21 protein-coding genes and 1 other RNA gene are annotated in these 23,937 nt (G+C 35.3%); 12 read left to right on the top strand and 10 right to left on the bottom strand.

Annotated features, from left to right (window positions below; translation table 11 throughout):
- Positions 1 to 1,098, bottom strand: coding sequence for an acyltransferase family protein (locus P278_RS06510; protein WP_038264024.1), 1,098 nt, complete (start codon positions 1,096 to 1,098; stop codon positions 1 to 3).
- A 561-nt stretch (positions 1,099 to 1,659) separates the two neighbouring features.
- On the opposite strand from P278_RS06510, the gene P278_RS06505 reads away from it, so the two are divergent.
- The 4 genes from P278_RS06505 (at position 1,660) to P278_RS06490 (ending at position 5,429) form a co-directional block, all read left to right on the top strand.
- Positions 1,660 to 2,325, top strand: coding sequence for a TetR/AcrR family transcriptional regulator (locus tag P278_RS06505; protein ID WP_038264021.1), 666 nt, complete (start codon positions 1,660 to 1,662; stop codon positions 2,323 to 2,325).
- A gap of 293 nt (positions 2,326 to 2,618) precedes the next feature.
- Positions 2,619 to 3,419, top strand: a complete 801-nt coding sequence (gene proC / locus P278_RS06500) for a pyrroline-5-carboxylate reductase (RefSeq protein ID WP_038264018.1) — start codon at positions 2,619 to 2,621, stop codon at positions 3,417 to 3,419.
- 20 nt (positions 3,420 to 3,439) lie between these two features.
- On the top strand, positions 3,440 to 4,213 hold the full coding sequence (gene proB / locus P278_RS06495; protein ID WP_038264015.1) for a glutamate 5-kinase: 774 nt from the start codon (positions 3,440 to 3,442) through the stop codon (positions 4,211 to 4,213).
- Between the two features lie 16 nt (positions 4,214 to 4,229).
- Positions 4,230 to 5,429, top strand: a complete 1,200-nt coding sequence (locus tag P278_RS06490) for a glutamate-5-semialdehyde dehydrogenase (protein ID WP_038264012.1) — start codon at positions 4,230 to 4,232, stop codon at positions 5,427 to 5,429.
- Between the two features lie 74 nt (positions 5,430 to 5,503).
- Here P278_RS06490 and P278_RS06485 read toward each other — a convergent pair whose 3' ends face one another.
- The 5 genes from P278_RS06485 to P278_RS06465 all read right to left on the bottom strand — a co-directional run bounded on the left by P278_RS06485 (position 5,504) and on the right by P278_RS06465 (position 10,413).
- The gene (locus P278_RS06485) at positions 5,504 to 6,355 is read right to left on the bottom strand and encodes a hypothetical protein (protein WP_038264009.1); all 852 of its coding nucleotides are present in this window, start codon (positions 6,353 to 6,355) and stop codon (positions 5,504 to 5,506) included.
- 15 nt (positions 6,356 to 6,370) lie between these two features.
- Entirely contained in the window at positions 6,371 to 8,440 is a 2,070-nt protein-coding gene (locus tag P278_RS06480) for a TonB-dependent receptor plug domain-containing protein (RefSeq protein ID WP_235444259.1), read from the bottom strand.
- Positions 8,441 to 8,510: 70 nt separating this feature from the next.
- Positions 8,511 to 8,882 carry a hypothetical protein gene (locus P278_RS16630; protein WP_051413442.1) on the bottom strand — a complete coding sequence of 124 codons (372 nt, stop codon included), beginning with the start codon at positions 8,880 to 8,882 and terminating at the stop codon, positions 8,511 to 8,513.
- 86 nt (positions 8,883 to 8,968) lie between these two features.
- Positions 8,969 to 9,358 carry an acyl-CoA thioesterase gene (locus tag P278_RS06470; protein WP_038264006.1) on the bottom strand — a complete coding sequence of 130 codons (390 nt, stop codon included), beginning with the start codon at positions 9,356 to 9,358 and terminating at the stop codon, positions 8,969 to 8,971.
- A 2-nt stretch (positions 9,359 to 9,360) separates the two neighbouring features.
- Positions 9,361 to 10,413, bottom strand: a complete 1,053-nt coding sequence (locus tag P278_RS06465) for a glutaminyl-peptide cyclotransferase (RefSeq protein ID WP_038264003.1) — start codon at positions 10,411 to 10,413, stop codon at positions 9,361 to 9,363.
- An 89-nt stretch (positions 10,414 to 10,502) separates the two neighbouring features.
- On the opposite strand from P278_RS06465, the gene ffs reads away from it, so the two are divergent.
- The 3 genes from ffs (at position 10,503) to fsa (ending at position 12,555) form a co-directional block, all read left to right on the top strand.
- Positions 10,503 to 10,601: signal recognition particle sRNA small type (gene ffs, locus P278_RS16410), an RNA gene on the top strand.
- Between the two features lie 449 nt (positions 10,602 to 11,050).
- Positions 11,051 to 11,857 (top strand): SDR family oxidoreductase, encoded by an 807-nt coding sequence (locus tag P278_RS06460; protein WP_038263999.1) that lies wholly within the window; start codon positions 11,051 to 11,053, stop codon positions 11,855 to 11,857.
- Positions 11,858 to 11,898: 41 nt separating this feature from the next.
- Positions 11,899 to 12,555 carry a fructose-6-phosphate aldolase gene (fsa, locus tag P278_RS06455; RefSeq protein ID WP_038263997.1) on the top strand — a complete coding sequence of 219 codons (657 nt, stop codon included), beginning with the start codon at positions 11,899 to 11,901 and terminating at the stop codon, positions 12,553 to 12,555.
- A 77-nt stretch (positions 12,556 to 12,632) separates the two neighbouring features.
- On the opposite strand, the gene pheT is transcribed toward fsa, so the two are convergent.
- On the bottom strand, positions 12,633 to 15,059 hold the full coding sequence (gene pheT / locus P278_RS06450; protein ID WP_038263993.1) for a phenylalanine--tRNA ligase subunit beta: 2,427 nt from the start codon (positions 15,057 to 15,059) through the stop codon (positions 12,633 to 12,635).
- Positions 15,060 to 15,278: 219 nt separating this feature from the next.
- On the opposite strand from pheT, the gene P278_RS06445 reads away from it, so the two are divergent.
- Positions 15,279 to 15,485: a hypothetical protein gene (locus P278_RS06445; protein ID WP_038263991.1), complete on the top strand. Its 207-nt coding sequence runs from the start codon at positions 15,279 to 15,281 to the stop codon at positions 15,483 to 15,485.
- 34 nt (positions 15,486 to 15,519) lie between these two features.
- Positions 15,520 to 16,140, top strand: coding sequence for a hypothetical protein (locus P278_RS06440; RefSeq protein WP_038263988.1), 621 nt, complete (start codon positions 15,520 to 15,522; stop codon positions 16,138 to 16,140).
- A 56-nt stretch (positions 16,141 to 16,196) separates the two neighbouring features.
- Here P278_RS06440 and recG read toward each other — a convergent pair whose 3' ends face one another.
- On the bottom strand, positions 16,197 to 18,308 hold the full coding sequence (gene recG, locus P278_RS06435; RefSeq protein WP_038263985.1) for an ATP-dependent DNA helicase RecG: 2,112 nt from the start codon (positions 18,306 to 18,308) through the stop codon (positions 16,197 to 16,199).
- A 141-nt stretch (positions 18,309 to 18,449) separates the two neighbouring features.
- On the opposite strand from recG, the gene P278_RS06430 reads away from it, so the two are divergent.
- From P278_RS06430 to P278_RS06420, 3 genes are read left to right on the top strand one after another with little or no spacing between them, the layout of a single operon-like run.
- A complete protein-coding gene (locus P278_RS06430) occupies positions 18,450 to 20,546 on the top strand; it encodes a M1 family metallopeptidase (protein ID WP_038263982.1) in 2,097 nt (698 codons plus the stop codon).
- The gene (locus P278_RS06425; RefSeq protein WP_038263979.1) at positions 20,543 to 21,439 is read left to right on the top strand and encodes a patatin-like phospholipase family protein; all 897 of its coding nucleotides are present in this window, start codon (positions 20,543 to 20,545) and stop codon (positions 21,437 to 21,439) included. The genes P278_RS06430 and P278_RS06425 overlap by 4 nt, the downstream gene beginning before the upstream one ends.
- A gap of 15 nt (positions 21,440 to 21,454) precedes the next feature.
- Positions 21,455 to 22,378, top strand: coding sequence for a patatin-like phospholipase family protein (locus P278_RS06420; protein WP_038263976.1), 924 nt, complete (start codon positions 21,455 to 21,457; stop codon positions 22,376 to 22,378).
- A 59-nt stretch (positions 22,379 to 22,437) separates the two neighbouring features.
- On the opposite strand, the gene P278_RS06415 is transcribed toward P278_RS06420, so the two are convergent.
- The gene (locus tag P278_RS06415; protein WP_038263973.1) at positions 22,438 to 22,950 is read right to left on the bottom strand and encodes a DUF7935 family protein; all 513 of its coding nucleotides are present in this window, start codon (positions 22,948 to 22,950) and stop codon (positions 22,438 to 22,440) included.
- A gap of 76 nt (positions 22,951 to 23,026) precedes the next feature.
- Complete coding sequence (locus P278_RS06410; protein ID WP_038263971.1) at positions 23,027 to 23,794, bottom strand: OmpA family protein; 768 nt, start codon at positions 23,792 to 23,794, stop codon at positions 23,027 to 23,029.
- Positions 23,795 to 23,937 lie beyond the last annotated feature (143 nt).

Below are 23,937 nucleotides of genomic sequence, written 5' to 3'. Positions count from 1 at the left end.
TTAAATTTTTATGATCTTACCTTTTTTATATAGCCAAAAGGCAACTAGCCAAATCATAAAGGTAAAAACAAGGGCGAAGGTAAAACTCGCAAAGTGATTATCAAATAAAGTTTGAAATATGTTCTTAAATGACCATCCATACAACGATGTATTTCCTACTTTGAATACGTAAATAAATAGCTTAACTACGATAATAGAAAGAATGTAACTGGCTAAAGGGTTTTGCCCGAACACCTTGAACGGAAGGGTCCATCTATCTTTTTTCCTGATATCGATAATCCAAATTAAAATACCCCAAACCCCTGTTATAATGCCTGTGGTATAAAGTGTATACGAGCCTGTCCATAGCGGTTTATTAATGGGGTAAATGATATTCCATATTAAGCTGATAAATATTAACATTAGTGAAATTAACGCTAACCTATTTAGTTCATGAGCGGATGGGATTCCTTTCTGTAAGATATTTTTCCCAATGATGTATCCAAGTAATACCTGAGCGGAACTTGATAAGGTACCCAGGAGTCCTTCCGGATCGAAGGGTACACCAAAACCATTATACATATGGTTTTCACCAATGACAAATAAATCGATGGATCTACCCAGGTTTGTTTCGAGTCCAAAAGGATTATCGCCTCCCAGAAAATATAAAAGAGCCCAATGGGTAATTAGAAGTGTAAAAGCGGTGATAATTAAAATAGAGGTTTGGCGAATCAGGCTGATTAAAATACCCGCTAAAATAAAGACCAGGGCTATACGCTGCAATACCCCAAAAACTCTTAAATCTGAAATGTGTGTTTGGTAAAATGGAAACCAGTTGAGAAGAAGTCCAATTATAAAAATAATGCCTCCTCTCTTAATCAGTTTTTTTAAAATAGGTATAGCGTTAGATGAATTTAATTTCTTTAATGAAATGGACATTGACAGGCCAATCACGAACAAAAAGCTGGGGAATACTAAATCTGTTGGAGTACATCCATGCCAAGATGCATGTTGAAGAGGAGGGTAAACATAGCTCCATGAACCTGGAGTATTCACTATAATCATAAGGCATATGGTTAGTCCTCTTAGTACATCAATAGAAAGAATTCGGTTTTTCATGCTTTTTTGAAATAAAGTTTATGAAATATAGGTAATAGTAATTAAACATAAAATTTTATTGCCCTACGACCGATTTTGAAGAATATACAGTTTAAAATTTACGATGAAGTTATTATAGAAGGAGTAGAATAATACCCATTTAGGGAGCTTAATTGCTAAGACCGGTCAACCAAAACAAATCTTAAAAAACCATTATGTATTTAACTCATAGATTATAAACACTGCTCCCTAAAGGTATTAATCATTTTAATTTAAATTTCTTGCTGTTCCAAAAATAGTGCGCAAGCCCTAATTATGCAAAATAATTTACATTTTTTTATATTTTAGTTAAATATCAAGTTTAATTATTGAATATTACGTGTTTTATTGATGAAAATTAATTTTAATTTAGCTGTAGTGTTTTGTGAGAAAGCATTAGATGCAATGTGTAATTAATAGAGTAGTTTTTACATGAAATGGGTGTAAAAATTTAAGAAACTAAGTGTTAATTTTTTCGCATATTTGTAAATCTATTTTTTCTATAGAGTTTTAGGTTCAAACATTTTGATAAAAAAAGAATTCATGAAGACAAGTTCAGTGTCTAATAAAAAATCAGATAAAATAAGTACCAAACAACGCATAATTAATTATGCGATTGAAATGTTTAATACAAATGGAGTACAAAACGTTACTAGTCGTCATATAGCCGCAGAAATGGGAATCAGTCATGGTAATTTGGATTATCATTACAATACTAAAGAAGACCTTCTGTTAGCGATCTATAAGCAAATGAGAGAAGAAATGTCGGAATCTTATTTGATAAAAGAATCATATTCAAGTTCAATAGAACACCTACATAGGCTTTTAATACATTTGGCACACTTCCATTTAAAATATAAATTCTTTCATTTAGACCTTCTGGAAATCCATCGTTCTTATCCGAGAATAAATGAGATCTTACAAGAAAATTTAAGATTGAGAAGAGATCAAATGTTAGCTTTATTTGAAAAGTTTATTGATGAGAAGTATATCATAGGAGAATCTTCAGATGAATATATTCGTTTGAGACATACGATTCGGATTGTTATTACCTTTTGGTTGATACAGCAGGAGGTATTAACGAGTTTTAAATTTCAAAAAGAAGGAGAAATGGTTAAACATATATGGGAGTTACTGATGCCGTATATGACAGATTTGGGTAAAGAAGAATATGAACGAGTTACTCAAAGGTTTTCATTTTCCAGTTAAAATGCTTAAATTATAGAAGTTATTTAACGAGCTATCAAGTCATGACAGTCATGTCTTTGAACTGTCATAACTGCATTTTTATGTCTAAATGTCAGTCGGGCTAAAATTTTGTAAAAAATTATTTTGAGAATATTGAAATTATAGCTTTCTATTGTTGAGGATATACAAAAAATATTGTTTTATGATTGAGAAATATTGATTTCTCGGAAATTAAAAAAATAATTTGGCACCCTCGCATAGTCCTTGCGGCATGTTAGTTAACTAAAAAAGTTAATTAACTATAAATTAAAAACATGAAAGTTTTAGTAATTGGAGCCGGTAATATGGGGCTCACGTATTCTGAAGGAATGTCTAATTCTCCATTTTTGGGTAAGCATAAGCTCAGAATATTTGATACCGATCCAGAAAAAATTACTGCCCTAAAAAAGAATCCAAAGTATAAGGTTTACGAAAATCTCGAAGAACCGCTTAAAGATAGCGACGTCATTTTTATTGCAGTTAAGCCCTATCACGCAGATGATCTTTTCGATAAAATGAAACCTCTCATTAATGAAGAGCAAATTTTCGTGTCATTAATGGCGGGTGTAACCATAGAATCTATTCAAAATGGTTTAGGTATTTTAAAAGTGGTTAGAACGATGCCAAATCTACCTGCGCAGGTAGGGATGGGCGTTACCTCTTATACTGAGTCCGAAGGTGTGTCAAGGCTAGAGTTATTAGCAGTTCGTAATTTATTAGATACAACAGGAGAGTCGATTCATGTTGATACAGAACGTGATATTGATGCTTCAACAGGAATATCGGGTAGTGGTCCTGCCTACGTCTTCTATTTTATGCAGTCTATGTTGGAAGCTGCTCAAAAAATGGGATTTTCAGATCACGATTCAAAAGTGCTTGTTAGTAATACTTTTGAAGGTGCAGTTAAATTATTCAACGAGTCAGATCTTTCGCCAGAATCATGGATGAACAGGGTTGCTTCTAAAGGAGGTACCACTCGTGCGGCTTTAGACTCGATGGAGGATAACAACGTGAAAGAGTTAATAAAAGAAGCTGCATATGCTGCATTTAACAGAGCTGTTGAACTTGGAAAATAGTATGAACCTATATTAAAATTATGGATGATTTAAAAAGAGTTGTGGTAAAGGTTGGTACTAATGTATTAACCAATAAAGACAACCGCATTTTACAGCCAATTTTAAAAGAGCTAGTGCGACAGATAAGTGTTTTATATGAGCGTGATATCATGACAATCTTAGTGTCTTCTGGTTCGTCGATAGCAGGACAGGAAATCCTTGGGCATTCGGATATAGAAGATCCATCTACAAGAAGACAAGTTTTTTCTGCTGTTGGTCAACCCCGAATGATGCGACATTATTATGGGTTGTTCCATGATTATGGAATGCGTTGTGCTCAGGTTTTAGCGACCAAACGCGATTTTGCCCCAGGAAGACACCGTGAGAATATGATCAATTGTTATGAAGGATTGTTGTCGGAAGGAGTTATTCCGGTTGCGAATGAAGATGATGCCGTTTCATTATCAATGTCTATGTTTTCTGATAATGATGAATTAGCCAGTTTGGTTGCTGAGCTTACCAATGCGGATATGCTCATAATTCTGACAGATATTGACGGTCTGTATACAGGGCATCCAGATGATGATGATTCCGAAAAAATTGATGAAGTTAAAGTTGATGAGAATGTTGAAAAGTATGTTCAGGAATCTGAAAAGGGCGAAGGTGAAGGCCGCGGAGGTATGGAGTCAAAATTAAAGATAGCAAAAGGTGCTGCCGGCAAAGACATACCTACATTTATAGCAAATGGTAAACGCGAAAATGTAATAGTAGATATTATAGACGGAAAAGAAGTCGGTACAAAGTTTATTTCTTAAAAATAAAATTAAATTCATGGAACTTTTAAATTCAGAATTAAAAAATAAAGTACTTGACTCAATGATGAAGATTATTGATCGAGAACGAGAGAACATCATTAATGAGAATAAAAAAGATTTAGAAGCATTTGATCGTGATGATCAGGCTTTATATGATCGATTAGTCGTTAATGAGGCTAAGGTAGATGGGATGATTCAAGCCATTAAAGAGGTGAAAGATCAAGAAGACCCTGTGGGTCAGCTAAAATCGGAAATCGTCTTGGATAGCGGTTTGAAAGTTACAAATAGAACGGCTCCATTTGGTACCATTATGATCATATATGAATCAAGACCAGATGTAACGATAGAGGCGGCTGTTTTAGCTTTTAAAGCGAATAATAAAATCTTCTTAAAAGGAGGGAAAGAGGCATATAATAGTAATGTAATACTTGAAAAATGCTGGCATGAGGCCCTGGAGGATAATGGGCTTTCAAGAGACTGGATTACTTTATTACATATTAATAGGCAAGAGACTCAGGAGTTCTTAAAAAATCCACCAGAGCAATTGGATTTGATTGTTCCTCGTGGCGGTGAACGACTGATACAGTTTGTGAAAGAGCATTCGACTTGTGCAGTTTTAGTCAGTGGTCGGGGAAATAATTTCTTATATGTCTCTGAGGATGCAGATTGGGAAAAAACTCTTAAAGTCATTGTGAATGCAAAAACCGACAAAATCTCTGGATGTAATGCTTTAGATAAGGTGCTTATCAATAAGCATATTCCCAATTATGAGGCTAAGGTGAAAGCGTTAGAAGAGGTTTTAAAAGCTGTTAATGTAGATATTTTAGTAGATTCATCGATCAAGGGTATTCTTAGTGATGCTACTGAAATTCCTGAGGAAAATACCTGGTATGAAGAATTTCTGGCACTTAAGATAGTTTTAGCTGAAGTGGATAGTTTAGATCAGGCAATTGAAATGATTAATAAATATTCCGGAGGTCATTCAGCATCCATTTTAACCGAAGATAAAGTTAAGGCACAGAAATTTATGGAACAGGTAGACAGTGCTGCTGTTTATCACAATGCATCTACCCGATTTACAGATGGAGGACAGATGGGTGTAGGAGCAGAGCTGGCAATCAGTACAGATAAATTACATCACCGCGGACCTCTTGGTTTGAAACAATTAGTAACTAATAAATATTATGTTTTTGGTGATGGTCATGTAAGGGTTTAAACAAGACTCTTATACCTGTTTATATAATGAAAAACCCTCATGATTTCATGAGGGTTTTATTATTTTGTGATTTGTTATATAGAAAGATCGAAGTAGATAGAACTAGCTTTATTTTCATCAGTGATTTCTTCCCCTTTAATTATCTCATCGTTAGGATTGAGTACTTTTAGATTTACTTTCCAGTACCCCGTCATTGTTAATGAAAGTTTACCATTATATAATTCTGATTTGGCATTAAAAGTGAGGTTTTCATTATTTGGCGAACTGTGGTTATCCATACCAGGCATTCTAGGATCAATTGCAATGGTGTAGTTTTCTACAATCGAAAAGGTCATCATGTTTTCCATTTTGTACAGTACCGCTCCAAAGTCATTTATACTTACATTAAGTTCTGAGGGTACCATTGCTAAAACATATTTGCTTTCATCGTTACCCTTAAATACATTAACAACTCTATATTCGTCTTCATTGTTGACGACATTGATGTTTTGGGTGATGGAATATGCCTCTCCGTTAATTTCAAAATCAACTTTTAAACTCCAATTCTCTTCGATATTTCCAGACATTTGGAACACTATAAAACCTTTATATACTGAAGAAATTTCGGTTTCAGTAATTTGAGATTTAGGACAGGAATGTTGCATCTCGGTCATATGCATTACCGGAGTCCAATTCATACTTGCATTTTCAACATAGTCTTCAGAATTTTTATTCTTAATACGCGTGATAAGTTCGTTATAACCCACGTATAATTGATCAGTTGCGGAATATAATTCTATTTGATATAGATCATCTTCAATAACATCTACTAAGTTTAGATTGGCAACCGGATCGATAATTTCTTCTGGAGTATCATCACTTGATGAACAAGCAGTTAATGTAATTGTAAGTATTAGAGCTGTAAAAATGTTTTTTATATTTTTCATTGTTATTATGTTTAGTTATTGAATTGTATATGATAAGGTCAAAAAGAAATTACGTCCCATTCTCGGGATATTTTTCCAATCGGTATAAGTTGAATAATTAGCGTCAAAAATATTTTCCACTCCAGCCTTTACATAGAAGTCATCATTGGTTATATAAAATTGCTTTCCAACGGAAGCTGATAAAATGGTGTAGGCATCTGTCTGATCTTCTCCGTATAATGAATTGTAATGCGATTGTTTGACTGCACCATTACAGCTCACATTAGCTGAAAATTTATGCTGATTGAAAGTGATCTGACCTCTATATTGAATCGGACTTATAAGCGGTAGATTTTCATTATCCTGATCAACTCCCCGCTGATATGAGATAAGTCCAGACCACTTAAAAACTTTATTGAATTCGTAGGAGGCATCTAGCAAAAGGTTTGTAATTCTTGCGCTTTCCAGACTGGTGTACACTTTAATTCCGTCTGCTCCTATAGTCATCGGACTTAGGGAAGTGTCTGGTACTCCAATGATATAATCCTTTATCAAAAAGTAATTACCCTCTAAATGGGTTTTAAATGAGCTTTTTTCAAACCCTATTTTACCATTAAATGCTGTTGATTTTTCATTTTTAAGTTCTGGATTTCCAACATAGTCATAATTATCAAAACTATTGTATAGGTAGAAACCGTATCCTTCAGACACCGAGGGAGGACGATCGCCATATGAACTTCCCAGGCTGAAATGAAAGTTACCTAAGGCTTCATGAAGCTGTATTGAAAAACTTTTTAAGAATCGTGCCTGACTGTCTTCTATTTCGGGATAGAATATCTTAAGGCTATTCAGTCCAATCTCGTCTTTAACATTGCTGTTTTGGATGTCAATTCTCGTAGACACGATCAGCTTAGACCATTCCAGTTCGATCTGATCCTTAACAAAGATGCCTATATCCAAAGTTCGTATATCGGGCCAGGTAAGCATAAACATAGTGTCTTCGTTAGGGTTGTTAGGGTACATGGTCATTTCAGCCAATGATTTATTATAATATCCGTCTACTTTAAAGGTGAAATTATGACTGTCAAATCCCATACCTGCTGAAGAATAAAATCCGTATGTATTACTCCAACCGGGCATATCCATATGAATAGGCACCTCTGGGCGTTGGGTGTCGTCCATGACGTGTTTTATGTTGTTAAAGTATAGTTTGGTTTCCCAATCAGATAAACGGTTAAACAACAAATCTTGCTGAAAACTTAAGGAACCAATAATGCCGCGAGCTAATGAAACATCCATGGGCAATGCAGTGTAGCCTATGTCTCTGGCTTCGTCATATATAAATGAAGCAGACAATTGCTGTTGCTCATTCAGTTTGTAACCGCTGTTGATAGCGAGATTATATTTCTCATACTGGGAGAAAGGTATCCCTTCAGCATCGCCTGCCTTATAATCATCAGCTATACGATATACCAAGTCTGTATTTATAAAAAATTCGTTGTTTGAATAACTGGCTTTACCTCCAAGGACATAAAGGTTGTTATTCGATTCAAATCCGCTATCAAATAAACCTTTCCAGCCTTGATTTTTGAACCCTTCTTTGTCCAGGTTTAAATTGATTCCTCCACCAATGGTATTTCCGTATACAGCACCTTGCTGACCCGATCCTATTTCAATTTTAGATAGGTTTGATACATCCACATAAGATGTAACGGGATCCATTTTATCGGTACAGGCTCCGAAAATTCGCATTCCATCAATTGTAACAGCCAGTCTTTCAGACGACATACCATTGAGCATAGGTTCCCATGCATATGCACCTCGCTTTATCATGTTTATTTTCTTCGCGCTTTCAAGGTATTCATCAAGAGATGAGAGGGGTTTTACTTCACTCTGGTAGTTTAAAGTGTTATTCTTGAGGTTTTTAGATATTAATATAACCTCTTCTAAATTTATCGGCAGAATAAGTGTGTCCTTGTGTTCGGTTTGTTGAGCTATTAATTTAAAGTTGAATAATAGGCATACGGCAATACCTGAACATAAAGCACCTTTTCTGGATGCTAAAAGGCCGTATAAGGCCTTATGCATCATTTTACAGATACTCATATAGTTGTATAAAAATGATTAATATAAAATACGTTGCAGATGAAGAGATTGCATCTGCCTGAATAAGGTATTAATACACTTTTGGGGGGTGTGGTATTGTGAAAGCAAATAAATTGGAAGTTACACTTTCATCATGCCCAAAAATAGGGGAGTGAAATTGTTTAGAGGTAAAAGTGTTGATAAAAGAAAACGTTTTAAAACAAATTATTTGAAATGTTTCAGTTTTTAGTTGTTTTCCCTCAAAAGGATTCTTATCCTGTTCGGTTGTTTCCTGAGCCAGCATTTTGCTCAGGTAGCACTTTCCGTCACAATTAAGCTCTGGTTTATCTTTGTTTTCGCAAAGAACCTCACTAATGTACTTGTAGTTTATAATATAGTCTACTACAGGCCATAGTGGCTTAAACAAAGTAGAGATCGCTATGATTAGAATGAGGTTTTTCACGGCTGTAAAATTAATTACTTGTCGCTTAAAACGAGATGATAATTGTCATTTTAACTTTTTAAACTATATTTTTTAGTGAGGTTCATTTATTGAAAAATATCCTGGATTTCCTGAGGAATTCGCAAAGGTTTTTTCGTAGAAGCATTTATCAAGCACCAATTAGTTTCAGCTTTAACTAATAGTTTGTCAGTTTGGGAATTATACATTTCAACGATTCGAACCGATCTGACTCCTTCTGAGTTGGCTACATAGGTTTTGAGCTTGATTATATCATTGACCAGGGCTTCTCCCTTGTATTCTATATGGTGACTTAAAACCACCCAAAGGTATTTTTCTTGTAAAATTTTATCAGTAAGCGCAATCCAGTGTTCCTCTGCAATATCCTGAACCCATTGAACATAACGAACATTGTTTACGTGGTTCATAGAATCGAGGTCTTCCTTCCGAACGGTAATATGTTTTTCGTAGATCTTCAATATTACTTTTCTAAAATTTCAACTTCAAAGAGTTTATTCCACTTTTTACCGGTAACAAAAAATGTACGGGTCGATGGGTTGTAAGCAATACCATTTAATACGTCTAAGCCTGCATGTTGCTTTACTTTTTCCTTTAAACCACTGAAATCTATTACTCCTTCAACAGCTCCATTTTCAGGATTGATAATTACTCCTACTTCCTTCTCAAATTGCCAGGTATTGGCATATATTTTATTATTCACAAATTCCAGCTCATTGATTTTTTGAAGTTTGGCTTTGTTGGTATATACTTCAATGTGATTTTCTTCTTGCAGAGTTTCGGGATTGAGGGTCCAGATACGTTCTGTTCCATCGCTTTTATATAATTGTTGCCCGTCATTACATAAACCCCATCCTTCTTTACTCGCATTATAGGTGAAAGTTTCCAGTTTTTTAAAATTGTCGACATCGTAGACAAAACCAGTTTTACTTTCCCAGGTAAGTTGATATACTTTATCATTTAGAATGGAAATACCTTCTCCAAAGTAGGAGTTAGCCAACTTTATTTCTTTATATACTTCACCGGTTTTGTAATCAATCTTCATTAGTTTGGATAATCCTCTGCGTCCGGTTCCTTCATACAAGGTGTCATTGTAAAATTCTAATCCCTGTGTAAAGGCTTCTATGTCATGTGGATATTCATTTAGGATCTTATAGGTATATATCTTGGGAGCGGTATTATTGAAGACTATGAAGGATTTTGAAATCTTAATTGGTTCATCATCATTTATATTAATATGAGCCTCAAGAAGGTGTTTTCCAAGTTTAACATCTGTTAACTGAAGCTTATTTGATGTTACATTGATGGGGTTACCATTAAGCGTGTAGTCAACGGATGAAATATCTAATTGTTTAGGGTTTTTAATAGCTAACTTTATTTCATCGTTTAGATGAATGTTCTTGTTTTCAGAAGTAATTTCTAACGATAATCTATTTTTTTTGGTTGCATGTTTTCCGTTACATGATAATGCAAAAACAGATAAAAAACTGATAATTAAAATCTTATGGGTTCTCATTAATTTCGTTGATTTTGATCGCAAGTTATTCAATAAAATTAAGATGTCGAAATGGTTGTGAAAACTTAAAATTATTGTACCTTTGCACCCGGCAAGTCCTACACGACCAGCTCCTGTAGAATCCCCCAGGGTGGGAACACAGCAAGGGTATACGGTCGTAGCGGTGCGATGTAGGTAGCTTGCCTTTTTTTATGCCTTATTGTTAGGTGTTTCTGATGATAAAATACTGGATCGTTTTTAATAAAAGTGCATTAAAAGTGATTGATCATCTTAGCGGTCCTTAATCAAGCTGTATAATATTCTTCAGATATAGGTGAGGAGGTGTTTATTAGCCGTGAAGTGGAGTTGTCCGGAGGCTGCAATTTGAATTCTACAGTTTTTAGTACGATGTATATATGCTTTATGTATGCTTTATCCCTGGGGTATCTATGCCTTTGCACCGGGCCTAGAGTATGTTAAAATTGCTTTTAAGGTGTTGTGTATTTAGGGTTACCTTTTTGAATCGTTAAGACTGATTTCTGCTTATTGCTTGACGAGGTGCTTGAAAAATTAATTATTTTGACCTTTTTAGACCTGAGTGTTAGGTTTGATCCCTATTTGTTTTGTTTCTTTGTCAACCAAAATTTAACCTTAAACCATGTCGAAAGTTGTTTTAATTACAGGCGGATCATCCGGTATCGGTAAATCAATAGCTGAATTTTTAACGAATAAAGGATTCGTTGTATACGGTACTAGTCGTAATCCTGATCGTGTTAAAGAAGATTTGAGCTTTAATCTGGTAAGGTTGGATGTAGGAGATACTGCCAGTATACAATCGGCGGTAGATACCATTGTATCGAAGGAAAAAAGACTCGATATTGTAATTAACAATGCCGGTGTTGGTATTACAGGACCTATTGAGGAAACTCCCCGGGAGGAAATTCATAAGGTGTTCAGCACGAACCTTTATGGTCCGATAGAAGTTATGAAGGCTGTACTGCCTCCAATGCGTAAGCAAAAGCAGGGTCTAATCATAAATATAACTTCTATTGCGGGTTATATGGGGCTTCCTTACAGAGGACTTTATTCAGCTTCTAAAGGAGCTCTTGAGCTTGTTACAGAAGCGATGCGTATGGAAACTAAAGATTTTGGTGTTCAGATCACAAATTTAGCACCAGGAGATTTTGCTACTAACATAGCTTCAGGACGGTACCATGCACCTGTTTTAACGGGTTCGCCATATGAAAAGCCTTATGGGGATACGCTTAATTTAATAAATGAGCATGTCGATGATGGGGGTGATCCAAACGATGTCGCTGAAACTGTGTATAAGATTATAAATACTACAAAACCTAAGGTGCATTATAAGGTAGGGGCCTTTATGCAGAAGTTCTCAATTGTTCTTAAGAATATTTTACCAGACAAAGTTTACGAGAAACTATTACTAAATCATTATAAGTTGTAGTTTTGCACCAAAGTTAAAAATACACAACTAAATATTAACAGATGAAATTTTTTATCGATACTGCAAACCTAGATCAGATTAAAGAAGCTGAAGCACTAGGTGTACTGGATGGTGTTACTACGAACCCATCATTAATGGCAAAGGAGGGTATTACAGGGAGAAACAACATTTTGAAGCATTATGTTGATATCTGTAATGCTGTTGAAGGAGATGTATCTGCTGAAGTAATTGCTACTGACTTTGAGGGAATTATAAAGGAAGGAGAAGAGTTGGCTGAATTACATGAACAGATTGTTGTTAAGGTGCCTATGATTCAAGATGGTGTGAAAGCTCTTAAATATTTCAGCGATAAAGGTATCAGAACGAACTGTACATTGGTGTTTTCAGTTGGTCAGGCTCTTTTAGCGGCTAAAGCTGGGGCAACATATGTATCTCCGTTTATTGGACGTTTGGACGATATATCTACTGATGGATTGCAGTTGATTGCAGATATCAGACAAGTATATGATAACTACGGGTTTGAAACACAAATTCTAGCAGCTTCAGTTCGTCATACAATGCACGTAATTGACTGTGCTAAAATTGGTGCTGACGTAATGACTGGACCATTATCTTCAATAACAGGATTATTAAAACATCCTTTAACTGATATTGGGTTAGAAAAATTCCTTGCTGATTACAATAAAGGAAATAGTTAATTAAAGATATATTATACACTACAGTTTGTAGTATGTATAAAATTAAAAACCCGCTCATTGAGCGGGTTTTTTTGTTTTTATCTCAGTTCAGCTCCGAGTTGTTTTTCGAAGCTACTCTGAAGCTTATTCATTATTTTGTCTATTTCCTTATCCTTCAAAGTTTTTTCATCATCTTGTATAGTGAAGCTCACTGCGTAGCTTTTCTTACCTTCCGGTAATTTATCACCTTGGTAAACATCAAACAAATTGATGTTTTTTAACCGTTTACGCTCACTTTGTTGAGCTATATTAAAGATCTCCTTGAAGGTGATGTTGTTGTCGATTAAGAGAGCAAGGTCTCTTCGCACTTCAGGGTATTTCGGAATATCGGTAAATTTAAGTTTGTTAAAGCTCGCTGCTTCTAAAACTTTATCCCAATTAAATTCTGCGTATAATACTTCTTGTTTGATATCGAAGAATTTTAAAATAGATTTTTTAACGATACCAAATTCAACGAGTTTCATTTTACCAAGGCTTAGTGACAGCCCTTCCGAAAACACATCAGTTTTGATCGGAGCTGCTTTAAGCTTTGTTATACCTAGTCTTTCAAGGACAGTTTCCACAATACCTTTGGTGTAAAAGAAATCGCCTTTTTGTAATGAATTATTCCAGCTTTCAGTGTTTTTGTTTCCACTTACAAAAATACTCATCCTTTTATTTTCTGTTCTACCGTTTTCGTAGTTATGGTAGGTTTTACCAAATTCAAACAGTTTAAGATCCGGATTACGTCTGTTAATGTTATAGGAAACAGCTTCTAAGCCATTAAATAATAACGACTGTCTCATAACGCTTAGGTCTGAACTCAATGGGTTTAGCATTTCAACATTGTGTTCTTCCTTAAGACTTTCTGTTAGTTTTATGTATTCGGCAGAAGTCAATGAGTTCGACATAATTTCATAGAACCCTTGAGCTACCAATTGATTTCCAATTACGTTCTGTACCTTATAGTCTTCAAATCTTGAGGTAGGTGATACAGAGGCATTTAGTTTGGAATTAATTTCGATATTGTTGTATCCGTAAACCCTGAGAATTTCTTCAATTACATCGGCTTCTCTTTGTACATCAACGCGATACGACGGGATGGTTAGTCCTATTCCGGTTTCGGTAACGTTATTAATCTTAATTTCCAGGGACATTAAAATTGATTTAATGGTTTCTCTGGAGATTTCCTGTCCTACCAGGCTGTTAACCTTTTCATAGGTAAGAAAAACTTGAAAGTCTTCAAATTTAGTAGGGTAGAGGTCTACAATATCAGCAGTAACTTCACCACCGGCTATTTCCTGGATAAGTAATGCCGCTCTAAGCATGGCATATTTAGTGAAATTGATGTCAATTCCTCGTTCAAATCTAAAAGAAGCATCTGTATTAATACCATGTCTCTTTGCTGTTTTTCGAATTGAAACAGGATTGAAATATGCGCTCTCTAAAAATACTTTAGACGTATGTTCGGTAACCCCTGAATTCAGACCACCCAGCACACCGGCAATACATAATGGCTTTTCGGTATCACAGATCATTAGATCCTCATCGCTGAGTTCTCTTTCAACTTCATCAAGGGTTGTGAATTTGGTTCCGGCTTCAAGGGTTTTAACGATGATCTTATCGCCTGTAATTTTATCAGCATCAAAAGCATGTAAGGGTTGACCCAGTTCATGCAGTACGTAATTCGTAGCATCCACTACATTATTTTTAGGGGTCAGACCTATTGCTTTTAATCTGTTTTTTAACCAATTTGGAGATTCTGTAACCTTAACTCCGGCAATAGTCACTCCACAATAACGTGGAGCAAGTTCTTTGTTTTCTACTTCTACATCTACTTTGTAGGTGCGACTGTTTACATGAAAACTACTTACTGATGGAGTTATGAGTTGTAAATTATGTTCTTTTTGAACAAGTCCTGCCCTTAGATCTCTTGCTACCCCATAATGGCTCATAGCATCGGCTCTGTTTGGGGTAAGACCTATTTCAAAAACAGTATCACTTTCAATTTCAAACAGCTCTGCACATGGTGTGCCAGGTTCTAGTTCTTCGTTAAGTACCATGATACCATCATGACTTTTACCAAGACCTAATTCATCTTCGGCACAAATCATTCCGAAGCTTTCTTCGCCTCGAATTTTTCCTTTTTTTATCTGCCAGGGCTCTCCTTTTTCGTCATATAAAACGGTACCAATAGTGGCAACCGGAACTTTTTGACCTGCATCAACGTTTGGAGCTCCACATACTATTTGTACAGGTGTATTATTTCCTATATCTACCTTGGTAATTTTCAATTTATCTGCATTTGGATGTTTGATGCACTCCAAAACATGTCCAACGACAACACCGTTTAACCCACCTTTAACAGATTCAAATTTTTCTACGCCCTCTACTTCAAGTCCAAGATCTGTTAAAAGTTCTGAAGTTTTATCAGCTTCCCAATCTAATGAGATAAATTGTTTTAACCAGTTGTAAGATATTTTCATTTGTTTGCTTTTATAGTAACAATATTCAGTGCCTTAACATTCTATCCGAAGAACATAAATGAATCTCCTTTCCAGAAATGCACCAACGGAGGGCAAAGATAAATTAATGCTAGTAGTTCTCAAACTGATAAAAATATTTTTCTGGCCAGAAACGTCTAATTTTTTAATATCCCCGTATATGTTTATGTAACAAATGTTTAATTACTAACCAAATCAAACATGAAATCAATAAAAATTTTAGCTTTAGTGGCAACTGTAGTATTCACTGTAGGTTGCGAAGACACAAAAAAGAAAGAACAAGAACAAGTTGATAAGGCTGTTCAGACTATAGATTCTGTTCAAAATACGATTGAAGCATCTGCTGAATCATTAAAAAATGTGGCAGATGATGTTCATGAAGCCGTAAAGGAATTAGACAGTATTTAGAACTTCACTTAATTAACTCAAAAAAATCTATTCGATGAAAACTTATAAACTTGTATTATCAACCTTTGTGTTAGGATTATTTTTTTCAACCCAAACAGCTATGGCTCAGGGTAAGTCTGTTGAAAAAACAGCCAAAGCAGCTTCGGAAAAAGTAGAAAAGGAAACAACGGAACTTAAAGAAAAATCAGATAAGGTTGAGGACGACACTCAGGAAGCAAAAGATAAAGCTAAGGAAAAAACTAAAAAACAGCTTGAAAAAACAAAAGCTAAGGTTCAGAGCGAAGATGATAAAGCTGATCATAATGGCCATTCTTATGGAAAAGACAAAGATGGTTTAACCGGTAAGGCTTATGGACAAGCTCGAGCTGAGGAGGCAAAAGAGTTGGTATCAGCTCATGAAAAGCTTCTAGCCGATAAAGAAAGTGAATTACAAAATGGGCGTCAGAAAGTTACTGAAGCAAAAGAGCGCCTTTCAAAAGCTAAGGAAGAGGGAACCCTTGAAGAATCAGTTATAAAAGAAAAAGAGGAAATTATTGTCAGGGCTGAAGAGTCGCTTAATGAGTTGGATAAACATATCAAAAATGGCAGAGAGGCTCTGGAAAAGGAAAAAGAGCGCTTAGGTAAAATTGTTTTGCCTGCAGGCGATGAGGACTAAACGATAGTATATTGGAATAAAAAAGGTGGGTCTATTCAACCCACCTTTTTTATGTATTAACTTATGTAGTTCCAGATGTTTTTATGTTTGGCTAGTTGCGCATAAGTGTAACGTATAATGGCATTTTCTTCTTTTGAAAGATTGGTGTCGTTCTTTAGAACATTCATTGCGTAATAGCGAGCAGTTTTAAGGATGTCGTTATCCTTTACAATATCTGCAATTTTTAGGTTCAGGATTCCACTTTGTTGGGTACCCATAATGTCTCCCGGGCCTCTAAGTTTTAAATCAACCTCTGCAATTTCAAAGCCGTCATTAGAGTTTACCATGGTTTCTAAACGTGTTTTAGAGTCATTGCTCAGTTTATGACTGGTCATTAAGATACAGTAGCTTTGTTCTGCACCCCGACCAACTCTTCCTCTAAGCTGGTGGAGTTGGGACAGTCCAAAACGTTCAGCACTCTCTATAATCATCACCGATACGTTAGGAACGTTCACTCCTACCTCTATAACAGTAGTAGCCACCATTATTTGAGTTTCACCCTTTACAAATCGTTCCATCTCATAATCCTTGTCCGCAGGTTTCATTTTACCATGAACGATAGATATCTGATAATCAGGTAATGGGAATTCTCGGGCTACACTCTCAAATCCATCCATCAAATCTTTATAGTCTAATTTTTCAGACTCTTGAATAAGGGGGTAAACAATATATATTTGCCGACCTTTTTCTATTTCATCCTTCAAAAACTTAAAAACCTTTAATCGATTGCTGTCGTATCTATGGACTGTTTTAACAGGCTTTCTGCCCGGTGGAAGTTCATCTATAACTGAAACATCGAGATCTCCATATAAACTCATTGCCAAGGTTCTTGGGATAGGGGTAGCGGTCATGACCAAAATATGGGGAGGAACACTATTTTTATGCCACATTTTAGCGCGTTGAGCAACTCCGAATCGATGCTGTTCATCTATAATGGCAAGTCCTAAATTGTTAAATATAACCTTGTCTTCTAATATGGCGTGGGTACCAATAAGAATATTTAACGTTCCATTTTCAAGAGCTTCATGAATAATTTTTCGTTCTGATGTTTTACTGGATCCTGTTAGTATATTGATATTGATATTTAAATCTTTAACTAACTCCAAAAGTCCGTTATAATGTTGTTGCGCAAGTATTTCCGTAGGAGCAATCAGGCAAGTCTGGCATCCGTTGTCTATAGCCAGTAGCATTGACATCAGAGCGACCATGGTTTTTCCGGAGCCTACATCACCTTGAAGTAAGCGATTCATTTGAGCTCCACTGCCTAAATCATTTCTAATTTCCTTGATTACTCTTTTTTGAGCCCCTGTTAAATCAAATGGAAGATGATTGTTGTAGAAATCGGTAAAGAATGTTCCAACCTGGTCGAATGTCAGTCCTTTAATCTTTTGTTTACGAACGATGTTTTTAGAAATGAGTTGAAGTTGAATATAGAAAAGCTCCTCGAACTTCAATCTAAATTTAGCCTTGGCCAATAGTTCCTGATCCTTTGGAAAATGAATATTAAAAAGGGCCTCATTTTTGGAAATTAAATTTAACTCATTTAAGATTTTATTGGATAATGTTTCCTGAAACCTGCCTCGTGTTTCTATAAAAAGTTGTTGCATCAATTTATTTACAACACGATTGGTTATTCCCTTGTTATTTAGTTTTTCGGTGGATGGATATACCGGTTGCATTGTAATACGCATATTCTTTTTATGCTCCTCCAGTAATTCCATTTCCGGATGAGGCATGCTATAAACGCCATTATACCAATTAGTTCTTCCAAAAACGACATAGGGTTGATTGATCTTTATGCTCTCTTTGATCCATTTATGCCCACGAAACCAAACGAGCTCCATGCTACCCGTATCATCTGTAAAGGTGGCAACCAATCGTTTTCCTCTTTTTTGCTCAACTGTTTTTAAGTGGACAATTTTACCAACCAATTGTACATCTGCGCTGTTTCTTTGTAATTCGTTTATTTTGTAATAGCGCGTTTTATCGATATAACGGTTAGGAAATAAATTAATCAGATCCTGATAGGTGTGAATACCCAATTCTTTACGTAAAAGATCGGCTCTATTAGGGCCTACGCCTTTGAGGTAATCAATAGGGGTTTGTAGTATGTTAGGGCTTTTATTCACAACTACGAAAATATAAATAAATTGTAAGCATTCTAAGGCCTGTAAAAATTTAAATTGTGGGGTGATTGCATTTAGTTTTAGGTGTTCGTTCTGTATTTCGTTAACTTTTGCATATTTTAGAATAAAATACCCAAGACATACATGAATAAAACTTTACTTTTTATTTGCTTTATCATTTATAACGCGGTTTTTTCTAAGGCTACCTCGAATGCCGGGGTAGATATTCTTAAAGGAAAGGCATCTATAAAAATAAATTCAGAACAGAAATCCGTTTCCGGTACTGTGGTATATAATTTTCATGTTATGGCTAAAACCGATTCCTTAACGGTAGATGCCCGACACATGAATTTTTCTGAAATTTTGCTACATAATGCGAAGGTGAGATATCGCTATACGGGAGATAAATTAATTATATATAAAAAATTCAGAAGTGGTAAGAATTACGACTTGACCATAAGTTTTAATACTACTCCATCTAAAGCTATGTATTTTATCGGTTGGGACGAACCTAATCGGAATAAAGAGTTATGGACCCAGGGACAGGGTAAATACACGAGTCATTGGTTGCCTAGTTTTGATGATATGAACGAAAAGGTTGAATTCGATTTATCAGTAACTTTTAACAAGGCCTATGTGGTGATTGCTAACGGAGATTTAAAAAGTGTAAATGTCAGTGGTGAATCCAAGACGTGGAATTATGATATGTCTGCGCCCATGAGTAGTTATTTATTAGCATTGGCGATAGGTGACTTTGATAAAAAGGTGATTTATTCTGAGGGGGGAGTTCCGATTGAATTATACTATCGTCCAAAGGATGAAGTAAAACTGGAACCCACATATAAATACACCAAACAAATATTTGATTTTTTAGAAAAGGAAATAGGGGTGGCTTATCCCTGGCAGAACTATAAGCAGGTGCCGGTTAGGGATTTTATGTATGCAGGCATGGAGAACACGACCCTTACTATTTTTTCTGATCGATATGTCGTTGATACAATTGCCTATAACGATGAAAACTATGTGAATGTGAATGCTCATGAGCTTGCTCATCAATGGTTTGGAGATTTAGTTACTGAAGTTGACGGTGGACATCATTGGTTGCATGAAGGGTTTGCAACGTATTATGCTTTGTTAGCGGAAAGAGAAATATTTGGAGATGATTATTATTTTAATGCATTATACGAATCGGCAAAGCAATTGACAGATTTAAGTAAACAGGGTAAGGGAGAGGGGCTATTGGATCCAGAAGCCAGCAGTTTAACGTTTTATCAAAAAGGCGCCTGGGCGCTTCACGTTTTAAGATCGCAGATCGGATCTCATGCTTTTAGGGAGGGGATAAAGAACTATTTGAACCGTTACGCTTATAAAAATGTTACCGTTGATGATTTTATACGGGAAATGGAGGCTTCCAGTGGTAAAGATCTAAATGAATTTAAGCAAACATGGTTGATGAATAAGGAGTTTCCGAAGTCTGAGGCTTTTAACCATTTGAAAAGGAATAAATCATTACGGGATTTAATTGGTTTAAAGGATAGAAGGGATACTTTGCTATCTGAAAAGGAACGTTATGACTTACTGGATTCTATTTTAGAAGGTAATTATTACTATACGTTAAAGCAAGAAGCTGTTGTGCAGTTAAAAAAACTACCACTTTCTGTGGCTATGCCTCTTTATAAGAAAGCGTTTAAATTAAAAGACCTGAAGGTGAGACAGGTTTTGTCAATGACTTTGGATAGTATTCCTCCCGATCTCCAATCTGATTATGAAAGTTTACTTTCTGATCAAAGTTATACTACCATGGAAAATGCTTTATTCAATCTCTGGAGAAATTTTCCGAATCGAACCTCCATTTACCTGGATAAAACAGACGGTATTTATGGTTTTAATAATAAGAATATTAGGATGTTATGGTTAACACTGGCAATTCTAACGGAGGATTACAATACTGTAGAAAAGTCGTCATATTTTGACGAATTATCCGTTTATACTTCATCCAGGTTCAATTTTGAAGTAAGGCAAAACGCATTTATAATGCTGAATGAGTTGCAGGCCTTTACGGATCAGAATTTAAAGGATTTGGTTAATGCCTGTTTACATCATTCGTGGCAATTTGCTAAATTCTCAAAATCACTTTTAACCGATTTATTAAATGATTTAACATATAAAATTAGATTTGAATCTATTATTTCCGAACTTAATACTAAAGAACAAACCTTTTTAAAAAGCAAGTTACAATGAGAGCGCTGGTAATTTCGGGTGGTGGCAGTAAGGGGGCCTTCGCCGGCGGAGTGGCTCAGTATTTAATAGAGGAATTACAGAATGATTATAAATTGGTAATAGGAACTTCAACCGGAAGTTTACTCGCTAATCACTTAGCATTAAATAAGGTTGAGAAGATTAAAAAGGTTTACACCTCGGTAACCAATGATGATATTTTTAATAAATATCCTTTTACCATTAAAAATAAGTATGGAATACAAAGTGTAGGGATTAATCACGTTAATGTCCTTCGAAATTTTTTAAGAGGTAGCAAAACATTTGGAGAGAGTTATAATTTGCTAAATTTAATACGTAACACATTAACTAAAGAGGAATTTTTAGCCTTAAAACATTCTGGTAAAGAAGTAGTTGTTACTGTTTCAAATTTATCGATGAATGAGGTTGAGTATAAATCGATTTTAGATTATGATTATGAAGAATACTGTGAATGGGTATGGATATCTGCAAATTACACTCCTTTCATGAGCCTGGTAAGAAAGAATGGCTGTGAGTACGCCGATGGAGGTATTGGAAGTATGGTTCCAATAGAGGAGGCGATTAAACGAGGTGCTACTGAAGTTGATGCAATTATATTACAAACGGAGGTTACACATTTAAACCGGATGCCGTCAAAAAATGCTTTTTCATTATTGACGAATATGTTTGCTTTTATGTTAGATCGAATAGAGAATCAGAATATAAAAATTGGGAAATTTGTGGCAAGTAATCATAATGTGATCATAAATTTTTATTACACTCCAGTGGTTTTAACCACAAATTCATTAATTTTTGACGAAGAAAAAATGACTAAGTGGTGGCAAAGGGGGTTTGAATTTGCACAATTTAAGAATCAACAGACATCAGAGATATAATTAAACAAGTTAAGAATGAAGGCATTGGTAATTAGTGGAGGAGGTAGTAAAGGTGCATTTGCTGGTGGAGTGGCACAATATTTAATGGAAGTCGAGCAAAAAGATTACGATCTTTATGTTGGAACTTCTACCGGTAGTTTAATAATACCGCATTTAGCGAATCGAAATATTGAAAAGCTATACGATATTTATACAACAGTTACACAACGTAAAATATTTAGTAATAATCCCTTTGTTGTCAGGAAGAAGGATGGAAAGGAATATGTAGCAATGAATCATATAAATGTAATTTGGCAGCTTATTAAAGGGAAGCGGACCTTTGGAGAGAGTAAAAGTCTAAGGAAAAATATAAGGAGAAATTTAACTCCGGAAGAATTCAATATTCTAAAGGATAGTAATAAAGATGTTGTAGTGACTGTAAGTAACCTTTCCAAAAACAGGGTAGAATACAAATCTATCAACGATTTTGATTACGATGATTTTTGTGACTGGATCTGGATGTCATGTAATTATATTCCATTTATGACGCTGGCAAAAAAGGACGGATGCGAATATGCTGATGGGGGGTTTGGAAGTGTGGTTCCGATAAGAGAAGCTATTAAGCGTGGTGCTACTGAAGTTGATGCTATTATTTTAGAAACCGAGAACATGGAGTTCAATAAAGTTTTGGGAAAGAACCCTTTTTCACTTATGGTTAATTTATACACATTTGTACTGGATCAGCTAGAGTATCACGATATTGTAGAAGGGAAGTTAGCCGCTATGAATAAGAATGTTAAACTGAGAACTTTTTATACCCCTAAACGGTTAACTGAGAACTCATTATATTTTAATAAAGAATTGATGAAGGAATGGTGGAAAGAGGGTTATGGTTATGCAAAAGAACGTCTGGAAGCAGAGCGAAAGCAAAGTGTCAAAAACATTAATTTAGCAGGATAAAATAAAGAATTAAAAAAGCCGCTGTAAGCGGCTTTTAATTTTTCCTGATCGACGTGGGATTACCACATCGAGTCAACTTCTTTTTTTATAAATGCTAAGGCTGCACTTGATGGTGGTTGTTTTTCTAAAAGTTCATTGAGCACTGTCTCTCTTAATTTATTAGCGGTTTCGGCCTGCATTCCTGCTTTACGAATAAGCTGGATGGTTGCATTTTTAGCAGTTTTTACGATGTTCCAGCATTCGTCACTCATGTATATTTGCTGAGCAATATTGTGATCGAATTCGCTTTCGATAGATCGAATTAACAATCGTTCATAATCATTTTTATCAGCTGATTCAGGAACGGTTCTGGTAAGTAGCTTTGCAGGACTAATTCTTTCTAGAAATAAAGCCATTCTCTCATAAGCCTGAAGTCGTATCGGCATTGCATTCTTTTGGGCATCTTTTTGGATTAAAAACCTTCTTCTTCCTTCCTCATTTTTTGTGTGAAGGTTAAAGAAGTAGTAGGCAATAACTCCAGTTATTATTGTTGGTACCGTAAAGGCAATTACATAGAAGAGAATGTTTTCCATTTTTTTATAGTTTATTTAAAACTAAAGTAAATAAAATTATTGGTTTCAGCGGTTCATCCAATTAGAGGTATGCCTCTTAATTCCCATTTTTAATATTGTCTCTTACCCAAAGGTAAAAATTGTCGAATGACGGATGAATACGGATAATGGTTAAATCTTTCTCTCCTGCAACGGCTGAAGTTTTTATTTCATTAGCTGGAGTTTCGAAATCATTTTGAAAAACCTCTCCTATAGCAGCAGCTCTAGAGCCACTAATAGCCCAGTCATTACTATTATTTTCTGCCGAAACCATAAAGCCCTGGTGTTTTTTGGCTGCGGTTGCGATTTTTCCTAAAAATTCTTTAGCAGACGCTTCTATTGTACTGCTTCCCGTTTTAGAGCCGAAAATAGAAGAGTTATTTGATAAAATCGTAATGGCACCATTTTGAACACCAACCTGCGCATTTTCCCCTAATGATTTTTTTAGGTCAGTAAGAATAATCAGAGCGATGGAGTCATTGGCGCTGAAAGCATCACGTAAGCCCTTTAACTGTGCCTCTTTATTTTCAAGTGCTTTTAAAGTTTTATTCATGCTATTTGACTGTTGAGTCGAAGCTGAAAGAAACTTGTTCATGTTATTAAGCAGTTCTTTATTACTTTCAGAAAGTTGCGTCACCTGAGTATCGAGACTATTCACCTTTCTTTCCGCACTTCCAAGATCTCTTTGCGTTTTTGTGAGTAGGGTGGTTGTGGAGTCTAGTTGTGAACTTAAGGATTCCACCTGATCTTTTAATTCTCTTCTGCTTTGTGCGAATACACCTGTAGTTAATAAAAGTAATGTTAAAGTAGGTAAAAGGTACTTCATTAGTAAAGGTATTAAGTTTTAATTATTTTAAAATCGACGCAATTTATTAATTTTTAAAAAGTAATTCACCATAGATAATTGGTGAAATTAGCGCAATAGCGTTAAATTTATAACATTGGTAATGTGTTTACATGTATAACAGG

It is taken from the genome of Zhouia amylolytica AD3 (genome assembly GCF_000511935.2).
Classification (GTDB): Bacteria; Bacteroidota; Bacteroidia; order Flavobacteriales; family Flavobacteriaceae; genus Zhouia; species Zhouia amylolytica.
The sequence above is the reverse complement of the archived record's forward strand: the minus strand, read 5'-3'. Positions and strand labels throughout refer to the sequence as shown.